The sequence below is a fragment of the Streptococcus parasanguinis genome (assembly GCF_047463195.1).
GTDB classification, from domain to species: domain Bacteria; phylum Bacillota; class Bacilli; order Lactobacillales; family Streptococcaceae; genus Streptococcus; species Streptococcus parasanguinis_R.
Window position 1 is genome coordinate 95,589 of the sequence record NZ_JASHEI010000006.1, and the last position, 23,974, is coordinate 119,562.

26 protein-coding genes are annotated in these 23,974 nt (G+C 43.4%); 1 reads left to right on the forward strand and 25 read right to left on the reverse strand.

Annotated elements, in window-relative coordinates; all coding sequences use genetic code 11:
- Positions 1 to 155: 155 nt before the first annotated feature.
- The 22 genes from QM870_RS06680 to QM870_RS06785 all read right to left on the reverse strand — a co-directional run bounded on the left by QM870_RS06680 (position 156) and on the right by QM870_RS06785 (position 20,478).
- On the reverse strand, positions 156 to 566 hold the full coding sequence (locus QM870_RS06680) for a hypothetical protein (RefSeq protein WP_414369137.1): 411 nt from the start codon (positions 564 to 566) through the stop codon (positions 156 to 158).
- Positions 567 to 622: 56 nt separating this feature from the next.
- Positions 623 to 988 (reverse strand): hypothetical protein, encoded by a 366-nt coding sequence (locus QM870_RS06685; protein ID WP_414369139.1) that lies wholly within the window; start codon positions 986 to 988, stop codon positions 623 to 625.
- A gap of 99 nt (positions 989 to 1,087) precedes the next feature.
- On the reverse strand, positions 1,088 to 1,873 hold the full coding sequence (locus QM870_RS06690) for an L-threonylcarbamoyladenylate synthase (protein WP_201087863.1): 786 nt from the start codon (positions 1,871 to 1,873) through the stop codon (positions 1,088 to 1,090).
- 95 nt (positions 1,874 to 1,968) lie between these two features.
- The gene (gene leuD, locus QM870_RS06695) at positions 1,969 to 2,562 is read right to left on the reverse strand and encodes a 3-isopropylmalate dehydratase small subunit (protein ID WP_201087864.1); all 594 of its coding nucleotides are present in this window, start codon (positions 2,560 to 2,562) and stop codon (positions 1,969 to 1,971) included.
- An 11-nt stretch (positions 2,563 to 2,573) separates the two neighbouring features.
- Complete coding sequence (gene leuC, locus QM870_RS06700; RefSeq protein WP_023917999.1) at positions 2,574 to 3,956, reverse strand: 3-isopropylmalate dehydratase large subunit; 1,383 nt, start codon at positions 3,954 to 3,956, stop codon at positions 2,574 to 2,576.
- A 24-nt stretch (positions 3,957 to 3,980) separates the two neighbouring features.
- Positions 3,981 to 4,259 carry a DUF1294 domain-containing protein gene (locus tag QM870_RS06705; protein ID WP_414369142.1) on the reverse strand — a complete coding sequence of 93 codons (279 nt, stop codon included), beginning with the start codon at positions 4,257 to 4,259 and terminating at the stop codon, positions 3,981 to 3,983.
- A 1-nt stretch (position 4,260) separates the two neighbouring features.
- Positions 4,261 to 5,298: a 3-isopropylmalate dehydrogenase gene (gene leuB / locus QM870_RS06710; protein ID WP_049473039.1), complete on the reverse strand. Its 1,038-nt coding sequence runs from the start codon at positions 5,296 to 5,298 to the stop codon at positions 4,261 to 4,263.
- A gap of 12 nt (positions 5,299 to 5,310) precedes the next feature.
- Complete coding sequence (locus tag QM870_RS06715; RefSeq protein WP_049522559.1) at positions 5,311 to 6,873, reverse strand: 2-isopropylmalate synthase; 1,563 nt, start codon at positions 6,871 to 6,873, stop codon at positions 5,311 to 5,313.
- Between the two features lie 508 nt (positions 6,874 to 7,381).
- Entirely contained in the window at positions 7,382 to 8,014 is a 633-nt protein-coding gene (locus QM870_RS06720) for a YpmS family protein (protein ID WP_414369144.1), read from the reverse strand.
- Positions 7,983 to 8,825 (reverse strand): SGNH/GDSL hydrolase family protein, encoded by an 843-nt coding sequence (locus tag QM870_RS06725; RefSeq protein WP_024055931.1) that lies wholly within the window; start codon positions 8,823 to 8,825, stop codon positions 7,983 to 7,985. Before QM870_RS06725 ends, QM870_RS06720 begins: the two co-directional genes overlap by 32 nt.
- 14 nt (positions 8,826 to 8,839) lie before the next feature.
- Positions 8,840 to 10,108, reverse strand: a complete 1,269-nt coding sequence (locus tag QM870_RS06730) for a dihydroorotase (RefSeq protein WP_155124942.1) — start codon at positions 10,106 to 10,108, stop codon at positions 8,840 to 8,842.
- Between the two features lie 11 nt (positions 10,109 to 10,119).
- Positions 10,120 to 10,584, reverse strand: a complete 465-nt coding sequence (locus tag QM870_RS06735) for an NUDIX hydrolase (protein ID WP_003003493.1) — start codon at positions 10,582 to 10,584, stop codon at positions 10,120 to 10,122.
- 9 nt (positions 10,585 to 10,593) lie between these two features.
- Positions 10,594 to 11,247, reverse strand: a complete 654-nt coding sequence (locus QM870_RS06740) for a uracil-DNA glycosylase (RefSeq protein WP_414369147.1) — start codon at positions 11,245 to 11,247, stop codon at positions 10,594 to 10,596.
- Positions 11,248 to 11,526: 279 nt separating this feature from the next.
- Entirely contained in the window at positions 11,527 to 13,029 is a 1,503-nt protein-coding gene (locus QM870_RS06745) for a glycosyltransferase family 39 protein (protein ID WP_414369149.1), read from the reverse strand.
- Between the two features lie 274 nt (positions 13,030 to 13,303).
- Positions 13,304 to 13,816 carry a hypothetical protein gene (locus QM870_RS06750; RefSeq protein ID WP_049506508.1) on the reverse strand — a complete coding sequence of 171 codons (513 nt, stop codon included), beginning with the start codon at positions 13,814 to 13,816 and terminating at the stop codon, positions 13,304 to 13,306.
- Between the two features lie 51 nt (positions 13,817 to 13,867).
- Complete coding sequence (locus tag QM870_RS06755; protein WP_070665888.1) at positions 13,868 to 14,359, reverse strand: DUF3592 domain-containing protein; 492 nt, start codon at positions 14,357 to 14,359, stop codon at positions 13,868 to 13,870.
- A 55-nt stretch (positions 14,360 to 14,414) separates the two neighbouring features.
- The gene (locus QM870_RS06760) at positions 14,415 to 15,014 is read right to left on the reverse strand and encodes a hypothetical protein (RefSeq protein WP_070665890.1); all 600 of its coding nucleotides are present in this window, start codon (positions 15,012 to 15,014) and stop codon (positions 14,415 to 14,417) included.
- 142 nt (positions 15,015 to 15,156) lie between these two features.
- Positions 15,157 to 15,789 carry an orotate phosphoribosyltransferase gene (pyrE, locus tag QM870_RS06765; RefSeq protein ID WP_003003338.1) on the reverse strand — a complete coding sequence of 211 codons (633 nt, stop codon included), beginning with the start codon at positions 15,787 to 15,789 and terminating at the stop codon, positions 15,157 to 15,159.
- Between the two features lie 439 nt (positions 15,790 to 16,228).
- On the reverse strand, positions 16,229 to 16,921 hold the full coding sequence (gene pyrF, locus QM870_RS06770; protein WP_003011715.1) for an orotidine-5'-phosphate decarboxylase: 693 nt from the start codon (positions 16,919 to 16,921) through the stop codon (positions 16,229 to 16,231).
- Between the two features lie 179 nt (positions 16,922 to 17,100).
- The gene (locus tag QM870_RS06775; RefSeq protein WP_070665892.1) at positions 17,101 to 18,039 is read right to left on the reverse strand and encodes a dihydroorotate dehydrogenase; all 939 of its coding nucleotides are present in this window, start codon (positions 18,037 to 18,039) and stop codon (positions 17,101 to 17,103) included.
- 10 nt (positions 18,040 to 18,049) lie between these two features.
- Positions 18,050 to 18,856 carry a dihydroorotate dehydrogenase electron transfer subunit gene (locus tag QM870_RS06780; protein WP_414369153.1) on the reverse strand — a complete coding sequence of 269 codons (807 nt, stop codon included), beginning with the start codon at positions 18,854 to 18,856 and terminating at the stop codon, positions 18,050 to 18,052.
- A gap of 185 nt (positions 18,857 to 19,041) precedes the next feature.
- A complete protein-coding gene (locus QM870_RS06785; RefSeq protein WP_227038784.1) occupies positions 19,042 to 20,478 on the reverse strand; it encodes a DUF6688 domain-containing protein in 1,437 nt (478 codons plus the stop codon).
- 243 nt (positions 20,479 to 20,721) lie between these two features.
- Between QM870_RS06785 and QM870_RS06790 the strand changes: the two genes are divergently transcribed.
- Complete coding sequence (locus QM870_RS06790) at positions 20,722 to 21,630, forward strand: LysR family transcriptional regulator (protein WP_003003594.1); 909 nt, start codon at positions 20,722 to 20,724, stop codon at positions 21,628 to 21,630.
- Positions 21,631 to 21,668: 38 nt separating this feature from the next.
- Here the strand turns inward: QM870_RS06790 and QM870_RS06795 are convergent, their stop codons facing one another.
- Genes QM870_RS06795 through deoD form a run of 3 tightly spaced genes read right to left on the reverse strand, consistent with a single transcriptional unit; the run spans position 21,669 to position 23,878 of the window.
- Positions 21,669 to 22,400: an NAD-dependent protein deacylase gene (locus QM870_RS06795; protein ID WP_070665898.1), complete on the reverse strand. Its 732-nt coding sequence runs from the start codon at positions 22,398 to 22,400 to the stop codon at positions 21,669 to 21,671.
- Positions 22,401 to 23,168, reverse strand: a complete 768-nt coding sequence (locus QM870_RS06800; protein WP_053090708.1) for a hypothetical protein — start codon at positions 23,166 to 23,168, stop codon at positions 22,401 to 22,403. It lies immediately after the preceding gene.
- Complete coding sequence (gene deoD / locus QM870_RS06805) at positions 23,168 to 23,878, reverse strand: purine-nucleoside phosphorylase (protein WP_003007097.1); 711 nt, start codon at positions 23,876 to 23,878, stop codon at positions 23,168 to 23,170. Before deoD ends, QM870_RS06800 begins: the two co-directional genes overlap by 1 nt.
- Positions 23,879 to 23,974 lie beyond the last annotated feature (96 nt).

Sequence of the window (23,974 nt, forward strand, 5' to 3'; positions counted from 1 at the left end):
TTACAAATAGTAGCAACATAAAAAAGTAAGAGTAAACAATCAGAGGAACAAGAGTCTACCTGTAGCTTTATTAAACTCACTCATTATAGTCACTAGGCCCAATGGAATCAAGAAGAAATAGGTATCTCATAAGATTTCTCTTAGATCAGTATCCACTATAAAGCATCGACTAGGTCCATCAGTATTTCCATAGGTGTTTTTTTCCTACGACCATTAACAGTTTCGATAAGATGATAAACTTTTAAACGATTGTCATTGCTAAAGACAAACTCAAAGCGGAACTCCCGTCTGTTGGGTGCCTCTGTATCAAATTTCGTTTTATATTTATCATGAACGGGGCTAACTGGAAACTTATTGAAGAGCAAGCGTCGTTTCTCCCCTGCTTCTTTCAAACAGTTTTCTAGCTCCTGACAATAGTTATAAAACAGCTGATAGAGGTCCTCTTCTGAAATTCTTCTTCTCCGAACTAATGATGTAAAATCCGAAAAACTTCTGCGAGGAATTTCAATGCTAAATGAGAAGCCCTCCTGATTGATTCTTTCTAAAAATGCATCTCTTGAAATCATAGAACCACTCTTTCTTTTGTCAATCTGTAGTGAACCCTTATTGTTTCTATACATCGTCAATCCATAATGTAATCAAGCAGGTCCATCAGGGTTAGTTTCTTGCGACCATTGACTGTCTCAAAGAGATTATAAACTCTTAGTTCTTGATTCTTTTTGAAAGCAAACTCAAAGCGGAACTCGCGGCCATTGCATGCAGCTACATAAAATCCGGTCTGATACTTCCTCTTATTCACTACAGCTTGCATTTGCCGGTCTTCTACCTCTCTACAAAGTAAAAGAAAGATCTGATAGAGTTGCTCCTCAGAGAGCCTTTTTCTTCGAACCAATGACTTGAAGTTATTGTACGTCCACCATGGGATTTGGATGTTGAAGGAAAAACCTTCCTGATTGGCTTTATCGATAAATGCTTTTCTGGAGACCATACTAACTCCTCTTCTATTGGAACATCGTTTGACTTTATTATACCATCTTTTATCCTTTCACAAAAAAAGCATCCCAAATGGAATGCTTTTTTCTGTTTCTTAATAGTATTCCCCTTGGCGGTAGTTCCAAGAGTTGAAATGATCAGATAAGTGCATCATGATCTTATCAATATCCAATCCTTTACGGATGACGACTGGACAAGTATTGACAGAACGGCTACCTGCTCCTTGTTCTGGGATGAGTTTTCCTTCCGCATCAACCATAGAGACCATCACACCTTGTTCATAGCGAGTTTCAATGGTCTTGTCTGGTTGGATAGAAGCTACATAATCATCGGCTTCGATGACCAAGTCCACAGCACCTTCGATACGCTCACCGATTCCTTCAACCTTCCCGCGGTTTCCTTTACCGGAAGGGTTGGCTGAAGAAGCGTAAACCATCTTGCCTTCTTTTTCCCACATTTCTTTGGCGATTTGCTCACCAGCTTTACCAAATTTGATGACAAAGCATGAAGTTCCACGAGCATCTGTCATGAGTTCTTCACGTCCATCTCCGAAAGCTTGCAATTTTGCATAGGCATCTTCACGCCAAGGAAGGATACAACCAAGCAAGATATCTTCATCCCAATGTTTTTGGTAGAAGGCTTCAATTTCAGGATTCAATTGCGCAAGGGCACGAAGCTCATCCATGCTTCCGCAGAGAACCACACCTGGTTTGTTGCGGTTGCGTTCTTTGGCTTCGAATTTCCGTTCCAAGCCAGCCTTGTCACTGGTCATGATGATGTAGCCAACTTTGGTAGGGCAGACGATACAGCCACCCTCTCCTTTCAAAATATCAAATCCTTCTTGTGAAAGTTGTCCGTCCCATTGAATGTGTTTTGTCATAAGTCTCTTTCCTTTTCTATTCTTTTTAGTATTGTATCAAAAACTAGTCTCAATTTCAATGTATTTTCAGAAAATTCGTAATTAAGTATACAATTTTATGATTGCCAGTAAGCTGGTCGATTCTTCTCATATGCTGCGATCAAGTCTTCGTACTGAAGCGTAATTCCGATATCATCCAGCCCATTGAGCAATTTATGCTTCCAATCTTGATCGATCTCAAAGCAAAACTCTCCAACAGGTGAGATGATCTTCTGCTCTTCCAAATCCACCGTCACTGGATCTGTCGGCTTCAAACTTGCCAATTTTTGACGAACCTCTAGTGGTTGGACAATCGGCAACATGCCATTATTGAGCTCATTATTGTAATGGATATCTCCGAAGGATCCGGCGATAACGACTTTAAAGCCATAATCAGCTAAAGCCCAGGCTGCGTGTTCCCGAGAGGAACCAGCCCCAAAATTGTCACCAGTGATCAAAATGGTCGCCTTGCGGTATTCCGGCTTGTTAAAGATAAAATCTGGATCCTCAGTATATTGGTCATCCAAATAGCGCCAAGCATACATGAGGTATTTCCCAAAACCCTTTTTATCAATCAACTTTAAGAATTGCTTGGGGAGGATTTGGTCGGTATCAATATTATCGTTCATCAAAGGAACCGTAGTTCCTGTATAAATGGTAAATTTCTCCATGCTTCCTCCTTTTACTCGACTTCTGGCATTTGTCGCACGTCGACAAAGCGACCAGCGATTGCTGCTGCTGCAGCCATTGCTGGGCTACAGAGATGGGTCTTAGCCCCAAATCCTTGACGATCTTCAAAGTTCCGGTTGCTAGTAGAAGCACAGTGGACGCCATCTGGAACCTTGTCTGGGTTCATTCCTAGACACATGGAGCATCCTGGATCACGCCATTCAAAGCCCGCATCCATGAAGATCTTGTCTAAGCCTAATTTTTCAGCGGCTTGCTTAACTGGACGAGAGCCAGGTACCACAATAGCAGTTAAGTTTGGCGCAATTTTTTTGCCTTTCACAAACTTGGCTGCCAACTCCAAATCGCTGAGACGCGCATTGGTACAAGAACCGATAAAGATATAGCCTAATTCAATGTCTGCTGGTTTTTGGCCAGGTTCAAGATCCATATAATGATAAGCTCGTTCATCATTCATGTCTCGAATCTCTGGAAAAGGAGTCTCAAAGTCCACTCCCATAGAAGGGTTGGTTCCCCAAGTCACCATCGGAGCAAGATCAGATACATCCATACGGATGACCTTATCATAAACGGCGTCGTCATCACTAACCAGAGTCTTCCAATCAGCTACTGCGGCCTCAAAATCATCTGGCACACATTCGCGTCCTCGGAGGTAGTCAAAGGTCGTCTCATCTGGATTCATGATCCCCATTTTGGACCCGAACTCGATCGACATGTTACAGATGGTCATGCGTTCTTCCATGGTCAAGCGATCAATTGCTTCTCCCCGATATTCTACGACATAGCCAACTCCACAAGCAACCCCGTAGCGCGCTATCAAAGCTAGGATGTAATCCTTTGAATAGATCCCTTTTTGTGGGGTTCCAGTGAATTCAACCAACATTTTCTTTGGTTTGACTTGCCAGATGGTTTGGGTAGCAAAGACATGCTCCACTTCACTGGTTCCAATTCCAAAGGCAATGGCACCAAAGGCTCCGTGGGTTGCGGTATGGCTGTCTCCACAGACAATAAATTTCCCAGGCTGGGTCCGACCGGTTTCAGGGCCCACCATATGAACGATTCCTTGCTTAGCAGAACCATGGGCAGCATGATCAATACCAAAGTCCACTACATTCTCAGCTAATTTATCAATCTGGGCTTTTGAAATCACATCTCGAATATCAAAAATATTGACCGTTGGAACATTGTGATCAAAGGTTCCAAAGGTTAAATCGGGTCGTCGAACCTTGCGTCCTGCATCCCGTAATCCTTGAAAGGCTTGCGGACTCGTCACTTCGTGGATATAGTGTTGGTCCACATACATGAGTTGGGGTTGTCCTTCCACTCCTGTAATCACGTGGCGGTCCCAAAGTTTATCAAAGATAGATTTTCCACTCATTGTCTTTCTCCATTTATCTTGTTATTAGGAAATCCATTGAAGGATTAGAAAGAGGACACCTGCTAAAAGAAGGCTACTGCCCCACCAGGTGGCTTGAAAATACCATTTCCGCACCTTGTGGTGAAAGAGATATCCACCTAGTAGAGCTCCGAATCCACCAAGCAGCCAGCTCTCAAGTAACAGGACCTTTTCAGGAATCCGCCACCTCTTTTGGATAGCTTTTCGTTTATCTAAACCATAGGTCAGAAATACGATACTATTCCAAATAGCAATAACAACTAAACAGCGATCTCTCCATGTCATCTTAGAGATTCCCAATAATGGCTGCAGTCATCTCTGCAGTAGAAGCCTGACCACCTAGATCCCGTGTCAAGATTCCTTGATTCAAGGTTTGATTGACAGCTTCTTCGATCATTTCTGCACCTGCTGTTTCTCCAAAACTGTCTCGGAGCATCATAGCAACGGACAGGATCATGGAAATCGGATTGGCAATGCCTTGACCAGCAATATCAGGTGCTGAACCATGAATCGGTTCGTACATACTTGGTCCTTGGTCAGAATGACTAGCAGATGGCATCACGCCTAGTGTTCCTGGAAGGACGCTCGATTCATCAGATAAGATATCTCCGAATAGATTCTCTGTCACTACAACATCAAAGCGGGCTGGATTGGTAATCATGATCATGGCCGCACTATCGACAAGCTGGTGCTCTAAGGTCACATCTGGAAATTCTTTAGCCACTTCTTCTGCCACTTGGCGCCACAATTTAGAAGTTGCAAGGACATTTTGCTTATCGATACTGGTCACTTTCTTACCACGTCCTTGCGCGATCTTGAAGGCTTGGCGCATAATCCGACGGATTTCTTCTGCACTGTAATCATTGATATCACGCGCTGTATCTTCTTTCAAGATATGCTCTCCAAAGTAAATCCCACCTGTCAATTCACGCACGACCACAAAGTCAACACCCTCGATACGCTCTGGCTTCAAAGGAGACAAGTGTTTCAAGGCGTCAAAAATCCGTACAGGACGAATATTGGCAAAGAGATTTAATTCCTTACGAATAGCAAGCAAGCCTTGTTCTGGACGAACAGGAGCATTGTCATACTCAGGACTCCCGATGGCTGCGAGAAGAATAGCATCCGCTCCTTTAGCTGCTTTTAGAGTATCTTGGGGAAGTGGGTGGCCAGCAGCATCAATCCCAGCACCCCCAAAAGGTTTGTCTTCTAGACTATAATCAAAGCCGATTTTGGGAGCGACGGCTGCGAGGACCTCTAGTCCAGCTGCCATGATCTCAGGGCCAATCCCATCTCCTGCAAGTGTTACAATTTTCTTTGTCATGTTTATTTCCTCTTAGGCTTGTGGAAGATCACGGTAGGAGACAGCTCGTCCCATCTCACCCGCATTCTCTTTTTGAACCAGCGTGTTAGCATTGATATAAGCGATGGCAGAGGCTTTCAATACGTCGAAGTCCAAACCAGAGGCATTGAAAATCGTATCTGTATCGACATTTTCCACGGATACCAAGACACGGGCTTGGGCATCGATCCCATCTGTAACTGCATCGATATTATACGATGTCAAGCGAACGGTTTGGTTGAAGAATTTATCAATCGCATTAAAGATGGCTTCAACCGATCCTTGACCATTGGCAAGGAATTCAAGTACTTCCCCTTCTTCATTGCGGAGGCTAACCGCTGCTGTAATCGTTTCGTCTGCATTGGTGGTTAAGCGGAGATCATTAAATTGGAATCCTTCTGGATTTTCCACTGCTGTACCGGCAACAAGGGCGCGGATATCGGCATCTGTGATCTCGTGTTTCTTGTCTGCCAGAGATTTGAACTTAGCAAACAATGGCTTGATGTCCTCTTCTGTAAATTCCAGTCCCAACTCATGCAGTTTTTCGACAAAGGCATGGCGACCAGACAATTTTCCAAGAGGGAGGCTATTGCTCTTGACACCCACCAGCTCAGGGGTGATGATTTCATAAGTAAGAGGATTTTTAAGAACCCCGTCTTGGTGAATCCCAGACTCGTGTGAGAAGGCATTGCCACCAACAACCGCCTTGTTTTTAGGAATTGGAATACCAGAGTAACGAGAGACCAACTCAGAAGTGTTGATGGTTTCATTAAGGACAATCGGACTTTCAACTTGGAAATAGTCTTCACGGATATTGAGAGCAACCGCTACTTCTTCAAGTGCCGCATTGCCGGCCCGCTCCCCGATTCCATTAATGGTTCCTTCGACACGACGGGCACCATTTTTAACAGCAGCGAGGCTATTGGCCACGGCCATACCTAGGTCATCATGGCAATGAGGTGAATAGATAATCTCGCGATCTGTCTTGACATGGTCAATCAAGTATTTGAAAATGGCACCGTACTCCGCTGGTGTCGTGAAACCGACTGTATCAGGAATGTTGATATAGCTAGCACCAGCATCGACTGCAGTCTGTACGACTTGCAAGAGGAAATCCAATTCTGTCCGGGTCGCATCTTCTGGCGAGAATTCCACAATCTCAAATTTTGAGCGAGCGTAAGAAACGTGCTCTTTGATCGTTTCAAGGATTTCTTCCTTTGTCTTGTTGAGTTTAAACTCCCGGTGAATCGGACTGGTTGCGATAAAGACGTGAATTTGTGGATACTTAGCATCCTTCAAGGCTTCATAACAAGCATCAATATCTGATTTGACAGAACGGGCCAAACCTGTCACGGCTGTCTTGGTCAAGACCTTGGCAATCTCTTGAACAGCTGTGAAGGAGTCAGGACTAGCTGCAGGAAAACCTGCTTCAATAGCAGAAATGCCCCACTTTTCCAATTGTTTAGCAATGGCAATCTTTTCTTTGATAGAAAAATTAACTCCTGGAGTCTGTTCGCCATCCCGAAGGCTGGTATCTAAAAATTCAACTTTACGCATAGGGTCTCCTCATTTCTATGTAGTGGATATAAAGAAAAACATCTCACTCGGTTAACCAAGCGAGATGTTTTTGCCCGCTTGGTAAGCCAAACAGGACTAATGCTTCTGCACTAGCCCTTATACCTCAACAACAAAGCAAATTGAATAAACTTAGCTGTTTTCATGTTTGACTTTCTCCTTTGTTCAATGTCTTGTTTAGTATTTTAGCATAGGGAAAAAGCAATGTCAAGAATTTTCTACAATATTCTGAATTTTTTGAATAGAACAAAATAAAGCTTTTGATTCTACTTAGTCTATAGACATCCTGTTTTTACATAAGAAAACCGAGATGCTCTTAAAAAAATTATAATGATATAAACAATTAGGATCATTTAAACACATCATATAATGAAACTTTTTGTCATGAGAAAAGTGCTAGAAACACGGTTGTTTCTAGCACTCAGAATTATTGAGCCTAAGGAAAGTTTTTAAGATGACTTTGAATTCAATTTGAATAGCCTCTTCCACCCTACTTCTTCTGATACAAATCAAAAACGATCTTATCGTTATAGAGGTCAATGGTATTGGCCTTGACATAGATTCCAAAGTCATTGTCAATTTCTGGTAATACAATGGTGATGGTAGACTGCTTTGGTGAAATTTGGATAAATTCTGGAATAGTTTTATTCTTGCTCAAGAGCTGCAAAACCATCCTTTGTGGAATTTGAAAGGTTCCGACTGAAAAATCCTTCACCGTCAAGAGAATGTTCCCATTTTCCAATTTGGATGGTTGAAAGTAAATATATAAGGGATAATCCTTCCCTAAGAAACTTAACTGCCCTTCTAATAGGATTTGCTGATTGTCCGCATAGACCTTGTAGTCGGACAGCTTATATTTTTTCAGTAGCGATTTGATAGTATCATTGAGTTGATCCCGAGTCGTTGTCATGGTTCCAACTTTGACATCTTTGGTGCCAACTGCTTGATGAAGCTGACTAACATCTTCTCTTGGCGTCGCTAAGCGTCCTTGCACGACTATAGCAAAGGCTAAGAGAAGGCTCACCAATCCTAAAAACAACCATTTCCAAATATTAATTTTTTGAAGGAAGGGGACCTTCTCGTTGATGGGATTATTTTTGACTCCAAGTTTTCTTCGTGGCATTGATTTTCTCCAATATTGCTTGTTTCATCTTTTCATAGCCCGTATTGTTAGGGTGAAAGCTATCCTCTTCATACAGGGCATCATTGATAACGGTAGTCTTCCCGTCACTGACTTCTGATACGCCCATTTTGCCATCAATTCCTTTATAAAGCAGATCATTGATCGGAACGAAATAGACCTGATCAAATTGCGCGATGGTTTCTTCCGTCGTCTCATTCCAACGATCTACAGCCGTCTGGATACTAGTTAATTCAGGAAAATTCAGGTAAAGAGGATTGTAGATCCCCACTACATAAATGGGAAGATGGGGATTGTCCTTTCTGGCCTTTGTAATAATTTCTTTGAGGTTCGCTGTATAATTCTTGAGCGGTTTTTGGATATCTGATAGAGAAAAATCACTCAGATGATCGACAACAACTTTGCGCAGATCATTTCCCCCAACCGTTAAGGTCATGACACGCGCCTTTTTGAGATCCTTCTGAAGATCTGTTTGCTTCTTGAGTCGATCTAAGATCTGAGCACTTGTATTCCCAGCTACTCCATAGTTGACAGGTTGGTACTGGCCGTCATTTTCATTGGACAGGCTTTGGGCAAGGATGGGCACAAAGCCCCCTTGCTTGGTGCTATCTCCTACTCCTTCGGTTAGTGAATCTCCTAGAGCTACATAAGTATAGGTGATTTCTTTCGCAGCTGTTTTGGGCTTGGTCATGCGAGGAGATGCAGTTGGTAGCAAAGCACGAAATAGAAAGACAAAGACAAGAAGGCTGGTTAAAAAGAAAACCAAGCCTTGCATCATTTTTTTAAGATTCATATGAATACGATCGCTTATCCTTGAAAAATCACTTGTCCATCACAGATTGTATAAGCAACTTTCCCTTTTAATGTTTCACCCACAAATGGTGAATTGCCAGCTTTTGAAGCGAAATGATCCGATACCAGACGATCTGCTTCTGGATCAAAGATGGTTAAATCAGCCGGTCCATCCACTGCAATATAGCCAGCATCAAAATCATAGAGACGTGCTGGATTATAGGACATCTTTTCAAGCAATTGCATCAGACTTAAATGGCCAGCATGCACCAAGTAGGTCAAACCAAGAGAAAGCGAAGTTTCAAGCCCAGTCATTCCAGATGGTGCTTTGGTAATATCAGGAACATTCTTCTCATCCGCATGGTGAGGCGCGTGGTCCGTCGCAATCACGGAGATAACGCCTGACTTCAAGCCTTCAATCACTGCTAGACGGTCAGATTCCAAGCGAAGAGGTGGATTCATCTTAGCATTGCTTCCTTTAGTCAAGAGCAGACTTTCTGTTTTCGAAAAGTGTTGAGGTGCCACTTCTGCCGTCACATGAGCTCCTAATCCTTGGGCAAATTCCACCACCTTGACACTTTCTTCCTTGGAAAGGTGTTGGATATGGAGGTGAGCACCTGTCGCATGGGCAATCATGGCATCACGCGCAGCCATTGAATATTCAGCTACACCCGTCGCACCACAGACATGGAAGTGTTCCTTGGCAATGTTCTCATTCAAACCAAGAATGCCATTCAACTCAGGGTCTTCTTCATGCAGACTAATAAAGGTCCCTAGACGCTTAGCTTCTTCCAAGGCTTGGCGGACAACCTTAGTGCTTTGAAGGGGAATCCCATCATCTGAAAATCCCACTGCACCAGCCTTAAGCAGGCCTTCAAAATCTGTCAGGTGTTGCCCGTCAAAGTTCTTGGTCACTGTCGCAACCGTATGAATGTGAAGATTTTCCTTGGCTGCAGAAGCTAAGACTTCCTCTAAGGTTGTAATATCTGAAATGGTCGGATTGGTATTGGCCATCATGACCACTCGAGTAAAACCACCAGCAGCTGCGGCTAAGGCACCCGTATGGATGTCTTCTTTATGAGTTTGACCGGGTTCGCGGAAATGCACGTGTACATCGATCAATCCAGGAGCTACAACCAGACCAGTAGCATCAAGGACTTCTTGTCCATCTGTTGGGAGGTTTTCAGCGATCTCTACAATTTTCTTTCCTTCAATGCGAAGATCACAGACTTGATCCAAGCCAGTTTTGGGATCCATTACGCGACCATTTTTAATGACAACCATTGCATTCTCCTTTATTCATAAAAATCAACATGCGACTCTAACAAGCGGTCGCCGTCATAGCGAAACATTGCTGAAAAGAAGGGTTTATCCTCCAACAACCACTCGACAAAGGTGTGGTCCCCTTCCCAAGTTGGTTTTGAGAGGACTTGATCATAAGGTACCCACTCCAAGGTCCCTTCGTTACACTCGATCAGTTCTCCCTCAAAATCTGTTACCTTGAAGACATAGGTGTACCAGTCCAAATCTGGAGTAAACTCCGGAAAGGTAATAATCCCTTTCAAAACTGGCTTGGCTCTTAGGCCCGTCTCCTCAAAAATCTCACGCGCAGCACACTCCTGAGGGGTTTCCCCGCGTTCTAATTTTCCACCAACTCCGATCCATTTACCTTCATGAACATCATTGGGCTTTTTATTGCGATGCAGCATGAGAAATTCTTTCCCATTGTCAATGTAACAAATCGTTGCTAATTGTGGCATTTCTTTCTCCTATCTTAACCAATCAATCGGCTCGCGTCCCGCCTCTTTCAAAAATTGATTGGTTTTTGAAAAGGGTTGGGAACCAAAGAATCCTCGGTAGGCCGATAAAGGACTTGGGTGAGCTGATTCAAGGACCAAATGTCGATCGTGGGTAATCAGAGGCCTTTTCTTACGGGCATAAGATCCCCAGAGGATAAAGACAACAGGCTCCTCCAACTCATTGACCACCTTGATCACAGCATCTGTGAAAGGCTCCCAAATTTGTCCTGCATGACCATTAGCCTGACCAGCTGGCACTGTCAAACAGGAATTGAGCAAGAGCACTCCTTGCTCTGCCCAAGAGGTCAGATCATGGGACCGCTTCTCTCCGATATCTGAGCGCAATTCTTTGAGAATATTTTGCAAAGAAGGCGGCGCTGGTACATGATCCGGAACAGAAAAACTTAAGCCCTGCGCTTGATCCGGTCCATGGTAGGGATCTTGGCCTAAGATCAAGACCTTGACCTGATCCATCCCTGTCGTCTGCAAGGCCTTAAAGACCTTGTCACGCGGTGGATAAACCACTCCTTTGTTGTAGACTTCATTCATAAAGTCATTGATCTGGTGAAAATACCCTTCTGGAAGATGGGACTTGATGGCTTCATGCCAGGGTGAATGCTGCATGGAAACTCTCCGCTATCCAATAAATTCTTACCTTCCATTATACCACATTTGGTGCAGATCTACTGGATAAAAAAGAGGCTGGGACAAAAGTCCTAGCCTCTCAATTATTTTTGGATTGTCGAGCAAGACGCAGTGGTTGAGTGGGCTCTACTACGCTGATTTCATCAGCTTTTACAGCCCTACTCAACTGTGCGGAGGTGGGACTACGAAATCGAATTCTAACGAATTACCGATTTCTGTCCCATTCTCTGTTTCTGCCTGTCAAACAAGCGAGAGCTTTTATGTATTTTCTTTCTTGGTAAATCCTGCTAGACCGATCGAAGCGACTAGTAAAATTTGCGGTAAGAATTGGATGAGGTAGCGGGTCTTCCCACCTTCAAAGATGGTTAAGAAAAGCAAACCACCAAAGACCGCTAAGGAAAGGAAGTTAAAATCATCTGTATCTCGACGTTTGAGATAAGCTCCAACCAAACCAGCCGATAGGACGATCCAGATCAGCTGCTTGACAAATTCATAATACTTGTACTGCGGGCGATCAATGCTAAGGAAATAGGTCCGCACCCATTTTGCCAAACCATTATTTTTAGTCAGGGGTTCATAGAGAGGATTGATAAAAGGCGTCTTCTCATACTCTACATCTCGGTAGAGCCAGCCCAGGGTTCCTTCTGCTACCGTCAAGGATTGCTTGTAGTAGATATGCCCGATCAAACCGAACGGTCCGTACTCCTTGAGACGGCGCTTGATTTCTTTGATCACATTTTCTTTTTTAAAGAGGCCATTGTTGTAATCCGATCGCTTATCCTCATCGATATAGGCCAGCAAGCCTTCTTTCATATCTTCTTGGTTGTGCCCCATATCTGTCAAGCCCAGATTGATAAACAAGAGTGGTCCTTTAGCCAGCCCTTCTTGTTTCAAGATCGGTACAACTCTTTGATGATTGACCGCTGTATTCAATCCTGCAAAGACAAAGCCCGTCGTCAAGACCGTCACCGTAGCAATCTTGCCAAAGGCCTTCCAATTTCCTCTGAAGAAGAGCACAGTCCAAAAGGCAATCATGACAATAATCGTCGTTGGACGGATCAACATGGTCACGCCAGATAAGATTCCCAAACCAACAATCTTCTTCCAGGAGACTGCTTGATCTTCCTTTAAGAGATCCAAGGCCCACCATAATTGAAGGGCAATCAATGGAAGCGGCGGAATGTCCGTGTACATGGAGTAGAAATAAGGCGAGTAACAGATCAAGCTCACATAGAAGAGATAGACCAGATCAGCCGTTTTTTGATTGAAATGCTTCTGGGACAGCTTGTACAAGAGGACTGCACCCAGATTGACATAGAGGATATTGAGAGCCTGCATGACCCACAGACCGCTAGAGCCAAATAAGACATAGAAAAACTTCTCGTAAAGAAAGAGCGGAATGTTATTGGGATTGCGACTGAGGTAGTTGGTGATGGAAGATTGCTTAAGAAGATCAAAAGCCCCTTTGAAAACAACCGCAGCATCCCGACGGATAAAGAGCTCCGCACAGACCATGACAATCACCTGAAAGACAAGGGCACCAAGCAAGAAGCCTTTTTTGTGCCGAGTCAACCAAGCAAAGGCACTCTTTAGCCCATCGCGTTTCAGCCAGGCTAGCAGAAATAGCAATCCAGCACCTAAAATGGCTAGCCATGAAATCTCTCTCAGATAGATCACACTGATCAAGAACCAGTGGACCATCACTAGCAACATGACAACATGAAGCATCCCAAATAGAATACGTTTACTTTTCGATAACATAGGTCCATTATATCAAAAAAACAGCATTTCTGCTGTTATGGGGTGGTAGGAAATCATTAAGGTTGGGGAATAATCTTTAATCTTTAGGATCTTCCTTAAAATCAAACTCAATTTCCCGAGGCTCTGTGAATTCAAGGCCTCTATAAAAGAGAACGACCAACAAATATAAAATCAATCCCAAAAACAAGCGCATTTGAACAAAATATGCTAAAAACAGGACTATCATGCTTAAACAAACCAGGGCAAACAATTGACGTTTTCTTATTTTTCGCATTCACCACACCTCGATTCCATTTGCTGTTTTTTGAAGATACTCTACTGGTTTTATCTGACCAACAAATACTAGTTCTGCTTCATTTTTCTTAACAAACCGTTTCAACTGCACATATCTAGCAATAGCGACCAGCCATAAAGTGATCATAACTGCAAATAGAAACAAAAAGACATTTATCGCCCCTTCTCTAACATTCAAATCAAGATTTGCTTTCCCAAAGAAAAGGTCCATGGGAAGGATCTTTATAAATGTCCTTGCTAATAATAGGCCTAGTGGAACACCAATCAAAGAATAAATATTTGCTGGTGCTTTCTTTGAAAAAATTTGATCTTTAAACGAATGGTTGGTCTGGTACACTTTTCGGTACTTGTCGAAAGGGATTTTACTATTGCGTTTGACGATGAATTCTTCCCCTTGATCTGTCACCAACAAAAAGTACCCCCAGAGTGGCCTTTTCCCATTCAAACTGATATTAAAACATTGACCTCTTTTGATCATTGAAAATCCTCTCATTCAACCAAACATATATGAATGTGCTTTTTATTTCAGATAGGTCGGAACAATTCAACCTAACAAAGCTAGAATACATACTAACCCAAGATAAATTCCAACCGTTAGAATCATTCCGATTTTATAGAAACCGACTAAGCCGGCATATCGTTCGACAAAACCAAGCTGTGGATCGACTGGATTATAAAAAACTGTCATAGGAGACCCAATTGGGAATATCATCCGCAAATCCAGATTTTTGCCGGCTCCAAGAACATAGGTTCTATCGAAAACATTGGTTTGTCTTGACTTAGAAGAAGTCTCTCTAAAATAAGCGTAGGTAAAGTTCTTCTGGTATCTTTCACCCTCGACTTGATACTCCACCACAGGCAGAGAAATAAGCAGTTGATTTTGGGAATCAAAAGCAACTACTTCTCCCATAACTTTTGCGGTAGATTCTGTTTTCACTTTTATTTCACGGCGATACAAGGTGTAAAAGATAAGCAGCATGATCAGGAAAATAAGTGTCAGAATGCCCAAACTAAGCCAGAATATTGTTACTGTCATTAATTTTTTACCTTTTCACATAAACTAGTTGGTTTCAAATCCCTTGAAAAAATTTTTATTCTCCCCTTTTCAACCAATTCTGTTGCTGCGCTTTTTCTGCAAGATCTTTTGCTTTGTTTATATCTAGTGAGTTTGAATCTGATGGGGCATTGGATTCGATTTCTTCTTTCAATTCTTGTAAGGTTTGAACATCTTTCGGAGTCAAATTGGAGATCGAGTTAGATTCTTTTTCTGTCGAACTTTCTGGAACAGACTGAATCTCTCGATAGGTTTTGATCACTTCAGTTCCTGCGTCTGTTGTCGGAAGAGGACGATAGAACATGAAGAAACCAATAATGACAATCAGAAGAGCCGCAGCTGATACCAAAACCCCTTTCTGCAGATTCTCCACAGGAAGTTTAGTATCTTTAGTAGACAAGCTCTTCCATTCTGGATGTTCTTCCTCAGCTTCTTTTTTGGCGTTGAAAGCGGGGGTAACCAAGACTTGGTTCATCAAAGTCAGTGCCCCCAAGGCCATCAATAAAAATGGGATATGACGTGATTTACTAATGACCACTAAAATTCCTCCTGCAATAGCAATCAAACTGATGATGATATTGACGGTAAACCAGACCCGAGCCTGCTTCTTCACTTGCAAATAATGTTCTTTTGTCATCTTATTCTCCCTTAAAAATAGTTTTTCCTTCATCCATAAAAACAATTACTACTATCATACCGGATTTTACTTTGAGATTCAAGTTAACCACCAACTAGTGAAAATAGTATAAAAAAGAAGCGTTAGAAACGCTTCCGTCCTATTATTTATTTTGCCAAGTTTCTTGGTTTTCCTTGAAACGGTGCAACAACTCTAAACCTTCAGAAGTGATATAACCTTGTTCTTCTGCCAAATGAATCAATTCTGTATAGTTAGACAAGGTTTCAAGTTGAACGCCAGCTTCCGCAAATTTCTTATCGGCTTTCTCCAATTGGTAGGTGAAGATGGCAACCACACCAAGAACGTCCGCCCCTTCACGCTTGGCAGCTGCGACAGCATCCAAGACAGATCCACCAGTAGAAATCAAATCTTCCACTACGACCATCTTTTGACCTTGTGGTACACGGCCTTCAATTTGGTTTCCAGCACCATGGTCTTTTGGTTTGCTACGGATGTAGGCAAATGGCAAATTCATCTTGTCCGCAATAATGGCTCCGTGAGGAATTCCTGCAGTTGCTGTACCTGCAATCACTTCTACTTCAGGGAAAGCTTCCTTGATTTTATCTACAAATCCATTTTCGATCAAGGTACGAGTTTCAGGATAAGCGAGGGTTACACGGTTATCGGTATAAATTGGGGACTTGATCCCAGATGCCCAAGTAAAAGGTTCTTCTGGTTTCAAATAAACCGCTTCGATTTTCAAAAGATGGCTAGCAATATCTTTAGCTAATGACATGACGACTCCTTTTTTACGATTTTAATCATATACGAATTAAATCATTTTTAGATTTAAACAACAACATTACAGGTTAGTGAACGCGTTAGGGAAGATCCCATGGACTTTTTAAGTTCCGACACTTAGTTGAAAGAAACGATAATTTTCTTTCAACTAAGTTAGTGAATAGTTTAGAGAAGGCCCTATCGGGCTTCGATTATTCCGACGATCACAGAAGAGAAACGATCATTTTCTCTTCTGTGATCTAGTGAATGCGTTAGGGAAGGTCCCGTAGGACTTCCCGTAGAGCTACAAAAGTTTCACTTTTAGTAGCAATTAGTGTTCCGACGATTTAGAGGATAAAACGATTATTTTTATCCTCTAAATCTAGTGAATAGTTTAGGAAAGATCCCATCGGACTTTCCTTAGAACGTCTTGAAGCACAGCTTCTTAGACGTTCTTAACTATTCCACTGTCTCTTAATTTCATGGTAAGCGTCCCATGGGTTTTCTGCTTGGATGATTGGGCGTCCAACGACAATATAGTCAGATCCAATTTTATGAGCTTCTTGTGGGGTCATAACCCGTTTTTGGTCACCGATTTCAGCTCCAGCAGGACGAATCCCTGGTGTGACACAGACAAAGTCTGATGAAGTGGCATCTTTGATCAAGGCTACTTCATGAGCTGAGCAGACAACGCCATCCAAGCCAGCTTCTTGGGCCTTGCGAGCATAATTGACTACAGATTCTTGGACCGTTGTTTGGATGTTTTGGCAATCACGCATGTCTTCTTCACTGGTAGAAGTCAACTGGGTCACGGCTACCAATTTAGCTCCTTCACCAAGAGCTGCCTTGGCTTCGCGCATCATCTCTACACCACCGGCTGCGTGGACCGTCACCATATCTACTCCGAAGGTCCCCAGTACGGACATGGCTGATTTGACTGTATTTGGGATATCATGCAATTTCAAATCAAGGAAAATACTGTGTCCAAGCCCTTTGAGGTAATGTACAATTTCAGGACCAACTGCATAGAAAAATTCCATTCCGATTTTTACAAATAATTTTTCGTCTTCTGGAAAATGCTCTAAAAAGTGTTTGACATCCTCGAAAGCTGGGAAGTCAAGGGCGATAATAGGACGTTCTTCACGCATGGATTACTCCTTTTTTGATTGATCATTTTGTCTACAAAAAAACCTTGCCCGAGGCAAGGTTACACGAAAATTAGGCAGGAACAACTACCATGATTCACCGTCTAGACCTTAGGAGCCTCTCTGGACTGCTTTAAAGGTTTTTATTTATTGTAGTACGATATTTGGGAAAAGTCAAGGATTTACAGTAGATTTTCCCGTACATGTTTTCGGAAGTTCTCAAGGGTGTCAATACCATAGCGATCCATGACCTGTGGCAGATCTTCTATGATGGATGGACATGCATAAGGATCAGTGAAATTAGCGGTTCCAACTCCAATCGCAGAAGCCCCTGCAATCATCATTTCAATGGCTGCTTCGGCTGAATCGACACCTCCCATTCCGATAATCGGAAGTTTAGTGGATTGAGCAACCTGGCGGATGAGTTTCAAAGCAACTGGGAAAACAGCTGGACCCGACATGCCTCCGGTTCCATTGGCAATGATGGGCTTACCAGTCTTGAGGTCAAAGCGCATGCCCACCAAGGTATTGATCATGGTTAAGCCAGTCGCCCCTGCATCCTCTGCTGCTTTTGCGACCTGCGTGATGTCTGCTACACTAGGCGTTAACTTGACATAGACAGGGACTGAGGACGCATCTACCGCTGCTTTCACTGCCGCATAGGCCAACTCAGGGACCTGCCCAATCAAGAGGCCATTGTTGCCATGGTCTACGTTTGGACAAGAGATATTGAGCTCGATGGCCTTGACATTTGGCGCTTGCGAGATCTTCCGCGATACCGTTGCATACTCTTCATTAGAGAAGCCAGCTACATTGGCGATAATCGGTAGATCTGGATAATGCTGGGCCAACCAAGGGAGTTTCTCTGCTAGGACCACGTCTACCCCTGGATTTTGGAGACCAATGGCATTGAGCATGCCTGCAGGCGTCTCAGCAACACGGGGCGTTGGATTACCAAAACGAGCCTCAGCGGTTGTCGCCTTGATCATGATGGATCCAAGCAGGTCTAAATCATAGTATTTGGCATATTCCTGACCAAAGCCAAAGCAGCCGGAAGCCGGAATAATGGGATTTTTCAAGTCTAATCCTGGTAAGGATACAGCTAATCGATTACTTGTCATACTTTCCTCCCTACATCACAATCGTACCGGTTTCAAAGACTGGACCGTCTTCACACACGCGCTTATTGGCTGCTTGGCTTTCATTTTCCAGATGCACTACACAGGCATAGCAAGCACCCATCCCACAAGCCATACGCGATTCCATGGAAATATAGGCGCGAGGATGGTCATGAAATTTGGTATTGACATATTTGAGCATACCAGGGGCTCCACAAGAATAGATAGCATCAAACTCCTGGTCCATCTGATCAACGATGGTTGAAACATAGCCCTTGGTTCCATAAGAACCATCGTCAGTTGTAATAGTGACTTGCCCATACTGCTTCAATTCTCCCTCAAGGATAACTGCTTCTTTAGTAGCAAATCCCAGGACAGAATGGACTTCTACTCCTTGCTCATGTAGTTGTTTAGCCACTTGGACCAAGGGAGGCACTCCAATCCCGCCACCGATAATCAAAGCACGCGCCCCTTGACCAAGATCTTTTAAGTCAAAGCCATTTCCTTGAGGGCCCATGACACTGAGGAAGCTACCGACAGGCAAGTGAGAAAAGAGGGCCGTTCCGCCTCCTTCTACCCGATAGATGAGGCGACAGGTCTGGCTGTCTAGATCAATCTCCGAGATAGAAATGGGACGGCGAAGGAGCTTGGCTCCATCCGGTACGCGGATATGAAGGAATTGACCTGGAAGCATCTGTTCCACCATTTCCCCCTTCAAGAGCATTGAAAAAATCCGTGGCGCAATCTCTTCTTGAGCGATTAACTCCATGTCTTCCATCATGATTTTTCCAAACCGTTTCTTACAGCTGTCACTGACCATTGGTTTCCTCTTCTTTCTTTCAGCAAAAAAGACCTCGCAAAAGCAAGGTCCTACAAATGATCAGCTAGACGTCGTCCGCTGATCTTTTTTCTGTCTTTCCTTGCAGGCCTCTCTGGACCCCTTAAAGGTTAAATTTTTCTCATTATATCGCGCTACTGGTCGCTTGTCAAGTAGAAATCGGTGACTTAAGAAGCTTTCTTGGGATCAAAATCTTCTGGGATCGGTTTGATGTATTGCATGGCGATTCGGTTCTCAGGCTTGCGATCGACTAGATAAAGAACCAATAAGAAGTCCCATTCTAAGGGTTTCATTAGGTAGTAAATCAGGTCCATAGCCCATTTTTTCTTGATATGTTTAGCAAAGGGATAGCCATAGCGGTCATAATTGCGACGTAAGAAGCGATGGAAACGTGGCGTCTTTTCTTCTAATACTTGCTCAAAAGCATTGGCGATACAGAGCTGGCGATTGACAACGACTGGATGACCATGACGGACCCCCATCCGCTGGGGCTTGACCACCTTTTCATGACCACCAGCCGCAACCGTACAGAGATAGTGCTCATCAATGATGAGATTCTGAGGAGGGATCTTCTGTGAGAAGGCCCAGTCTGCTGTATTGGTCCAGGCCTTGATCATGGAATCTGGTTGTTGCCCAAAGAGCATGAGAATGAGGACAACGAGAGCAAGGGTTGGAAGGGCAACAAGAACTGCTAGCCATGGCCAGTTACGCGACTTGTTTAAGAGCCGATGGAGCCATTGAAGTAGACGATTCTCATAGGCCATCTCTGTTCGATCTTCCTGCCACTCCTTGATGCGAATCCATAAGAGATGGATGGAATAGATCAGTAAGAAAAAGGTGTGAAAACTTGCTACCTGCAGTTGATTATCAAAAACTAAGAGAAGAACCACTCCTCCTAGAATGCCACTGATGCAGAAGACATTTGCTAGCGGCGAGAGAGAGTTCGCATCCCGGTAGGAATAGATAATCAAGGCTAGTAAAGTAAGAGCTGCAAAGGTAAAGAAGGTTGGATAGGCACCTGACCAAATCAGGGCATGTTTCTGAGAATTGATCAAAGGCTCATTCCATTCGTAAAAGGTCATCTCCTTGACGATGTAAATAAAAATCGCTTCGAGAAAGCAACCAAAGAGACCAAACCAAAGAACAATTGTAGGCTGTTGCTTTTTCTTTTTGTCAGGCTTAGGACTAGGTGATTCTTGCCTTTCTTTCATAAGGAATGCGTCATCTTCTCTTGTTCCTTCTCCTTCCTTTGGCCCTCCATCTTCAAACAAAACCGGATCTTTAAGGGATTCTTCCTTTGCTTCTTTGAACTGGAGGCTAGACCAGCGACCGATCCCATAGATAATGACAAAAATATTGGGAACAAAAAGGGCTAAGGTCACACCATAGGGCAAAACCTCCATCGTAAAGGACACTATAGCAAGAAAACTAAACTGAATGAATGGATCCTTTATTGCATAGATCGACTCACTAACAACAAAATAAATGTAAAAGGCTAATAGAATCAGTGCATTTGTCACAAAATTGATCTGCAACAGACCGGCTGTGAAATGGGTTTCCAATTCCTTATCCTTTTTCTTATACCAGGAAACGAGTTTTTTCATAAGATCTCCTCAATCAATTTTTTACCATTCTATCAATCAGCTCACCCCTTAATCAAGGCAAAACTGTATTTTTCCATCAAAATCAGTCCCCAGATGGAGATTTTGTTTCCGATTTTCTATTTTTTAAATGTTTGATCTAGCCTACTTCCTATTACCTACCTCAGCCTGCGTTATTCTCTGATACAGTCCTTGAAAGACCACATTTTACGGGAAAAACGCGCTTTTTTATGTTAAAATAAAAGCATGAGAATACAACAATTACAATACATTATCAAAATCGTCGAAACCGGCTCTATGAATGAGGCCGCAAAACAACTCTTCATCACGCAACCTAGCCTTTCCAATGCCGTTAAGGACTTGGAAAATGAGATGGGGATTGAAATCTTTATCCGGAATCCTAAAGGGATCACTTTGACCCGCGATGGGATGGAGTTCCTCTCTTATGCCCGCCAGGTGGTGGAGCAGATCGACCTCTTGTCCGAGCGATATAAAAATCCTGTGGGCTCTCGTGAGCTTTTCAGCGTCTCTTCACAGCACTACGCCTTCGTGGTTGAGGCCTTCGTTTCACTATTGAAGAAAAGCGACATGGAAAAATACGAGCTCTTCCTACGGGAGACGCGGACTTGGGAGATCATCGATGACGTCAAGAACTTCCGCAGCGAGGTTGGCGTACTCTTTTTGAATAGCTACAACCGCGATGTCCTCTCTAAGATGCTGGATGATAATCACCTGATTGCCACCCACCTCTTTACAGCGCAACCTCATATCTTTGTCAGCAAGACCAATCCTCTTGCCAAGAAAGAGATCGTTCACTTGTCAGATCTGGAAGATTTCCCATACCTTAGCTATGACCAAGGAACCCACAATTCCTTCTACTTCTCAGAAGAGATCCTCTCTCAAGAGCATCATAAGAAATCCATCGTCGTTAGTGACCGGGCGACCCTCTTTAATCTCTTGATTGGTCTAGATGGCTACACCATTGCGACCGGGATCCTCAACAGCAATCTCAACGGAAATAACATCGTCTCCATTCCCCTTGATATCGAAGACCCGATCGAGCTGGTCTACATCAAACATGAAAAAACAGCCCTCTCAAAAATGGGAGAAAAATTCATCGAATACTTGCTTGAGGAAGTGAAGTTTGATAAGTAAAAAAATATCTGAGTGATCCATGTTCACTCAGATATTTTTTATGGTCTTAATTGAGAAAATACTTCTCCAATTTTTCCTTCGATAACTAGGTCTGCTTGCTTGTCTTGTGGGATACTGGTCTTATTGATGACAACCAGCTTCTTCCCTTGGAAATACTGGATCAAGCTAGCTGCTGGGTAGACCACAAGAGAGGTTCCACCGATAATCAGCAAATCAGCCTCTTGGATGGCTTGGGCTGCTTGACTAAAGACCTCCATATCAAGAGGTTCCTCGTAGAGAGTCACATCCGGCTTGACCACCTTACCACAGTCCAAACAGTGTGGAACTGGGCCTTCTAAAGCTAGAAAGGCCTCTAAATCATAAAATCGCTGGCAACCCGTACAGTAATTACGGTCAGCACTACCATGGAGTTTCAAGACTTTCTTAGACCCCGCCATTTCATGGAGACTATCAATATTTTGTGTCACCACCGCCTTGAGTTTACCGGTCTCTTCAAGCCGAGCCAGATAGCGATGGGCTGCATTGGGCTTGGCATCTGGGTAGAGTAGGTATTTCTTATAGAAGTCGAAAAAGTCTTCTGGATAGCGCTCAAACATGGTATGGGAGACCAATTGCTCAGCTGTCAAATGCCGCCCCAACTGAACACTATAGACACCGTCTGAACTTCGAAAATCTGGAATATTTGACTCCGTGGAAACTCCTGCTCCACCGAAAAACACGATCCGTTGACTCTGATCAATCATCTCCTGTAGTTGAGCAATCTTATCCATCTACTTCTCCTTTAGTAGCTCTTCCATCACAGCATTGGCCTGATCAAAATAAAAGTTAACTTGATCGTAATGAATGCCTGTGTAGCTTGCAAGGTCAATCAAATTCTTCATAAAATCCTGAGAAGAGAAACCTGTTGTCCGGTGGAGCTCTTCCTCATCAAAGGGCTTGATCAAATGGGCTAAGGGGTTGCGAACTGATTTTTCTAACTCCCGCAATTGTTGGGCCGCAACTTTGACGCTATCTGGCAAATCCAACTGCACAATCAACTCCGTCAAACTGGACGAATTGACCACACTTTCGCTGTGAAATTGCTGCAGGATAGGATTGTCGGACGCATGCAGGCTCTCAAACTTCCAACGGTCATAACTGGACTCTTTGGAGTTATGAATATAGTTTGTAATATCAGGAATTTTCAACTGAATCAATCTCATAAAGATCCGATAGATGGCTGGGCTGACGGCACGAACAAAGTCAATAATCTGCTCATTTCGCAGCTTCGCTTCGAGGTCATAGAGGTAGTTGGCCAACTGCTCATCTTCTGGATCTTCATGCCAAAAAAGTTGAAAACCAGTAGCTTCTAGCAACTCGGTTCTCAACTTTTGATTCATGACGGGTTGGATATTAAGCTCTCGACGCTCCGCCATTAACTGTAGTAAGCTCACCAACAAATCCGGTACTTCTTCCTGCTGCTTGATAGAGCGCAGAGCCCGACTGTAGTGATAATTTTGGAGATCGTAGAGCCATTCATCATGAAGGAATTTTGCCATTAGTCTGCAATCAAGGTCTCAAGACCAACTTTCATCATGTCTGTGAAAGTATTTTGACGTTCTTCAGCAGTTGTGTCCTCATCTGGATTGACCAAACTATCTGAAATCGTCATGATAGCAAGGGCATCCACATGGTGTTGAGCAGCAAGATAGTAAAGGGCTGCTGCTTCCATTTCTACAGCTTTGACACCCCATTTACCAAGCTCGATGTTCTTTTCACCATAGTTTGAATAGAAGACATCTGATGACAAGACATTGCCGACGTGGGTCGTCATACCAAGGTCTTTGGCAATATGGTAAGCTTTGTCTAAAAGATCAAAGCTAGCGATTTGTGGGAAATCGTATTGAGGCCAGTCGTTGCGGATGATGTTTGAGTTGGTTGCAGCAGCTTGTGCCAAGACCAATTCACGAACATGCACATCCTCATTCAAAGAACCAGCCGTTCCCACACGGATCAATTTCTTCACGCCGTAGTCGACAATCAACTCACGCGCATAAATAGAGATGGATGGCATCCCCATTCCAGTCCCCATGACAGATACACGGTGACCTTTATAAGTACCCGTGTAACCAAACATGTTACGGACTTCGTTGAAGCAAACAGCGTCTTCAAGGAAATTCTCAGCAATAAATTTCGCACGAAGAGGATCCCCAGGAAGAAGAATTTTATCAGCAATTTCACCCTGCTTAGCAGCAATATGGATAGACATAGTTTATGATACAAAGAGCGACCAGAAAGCGACTGAAAATTAGGAATCTGACGAGAAATCCTGATTTCTCAGTCAGATTATCTATTTTCCGAGCTT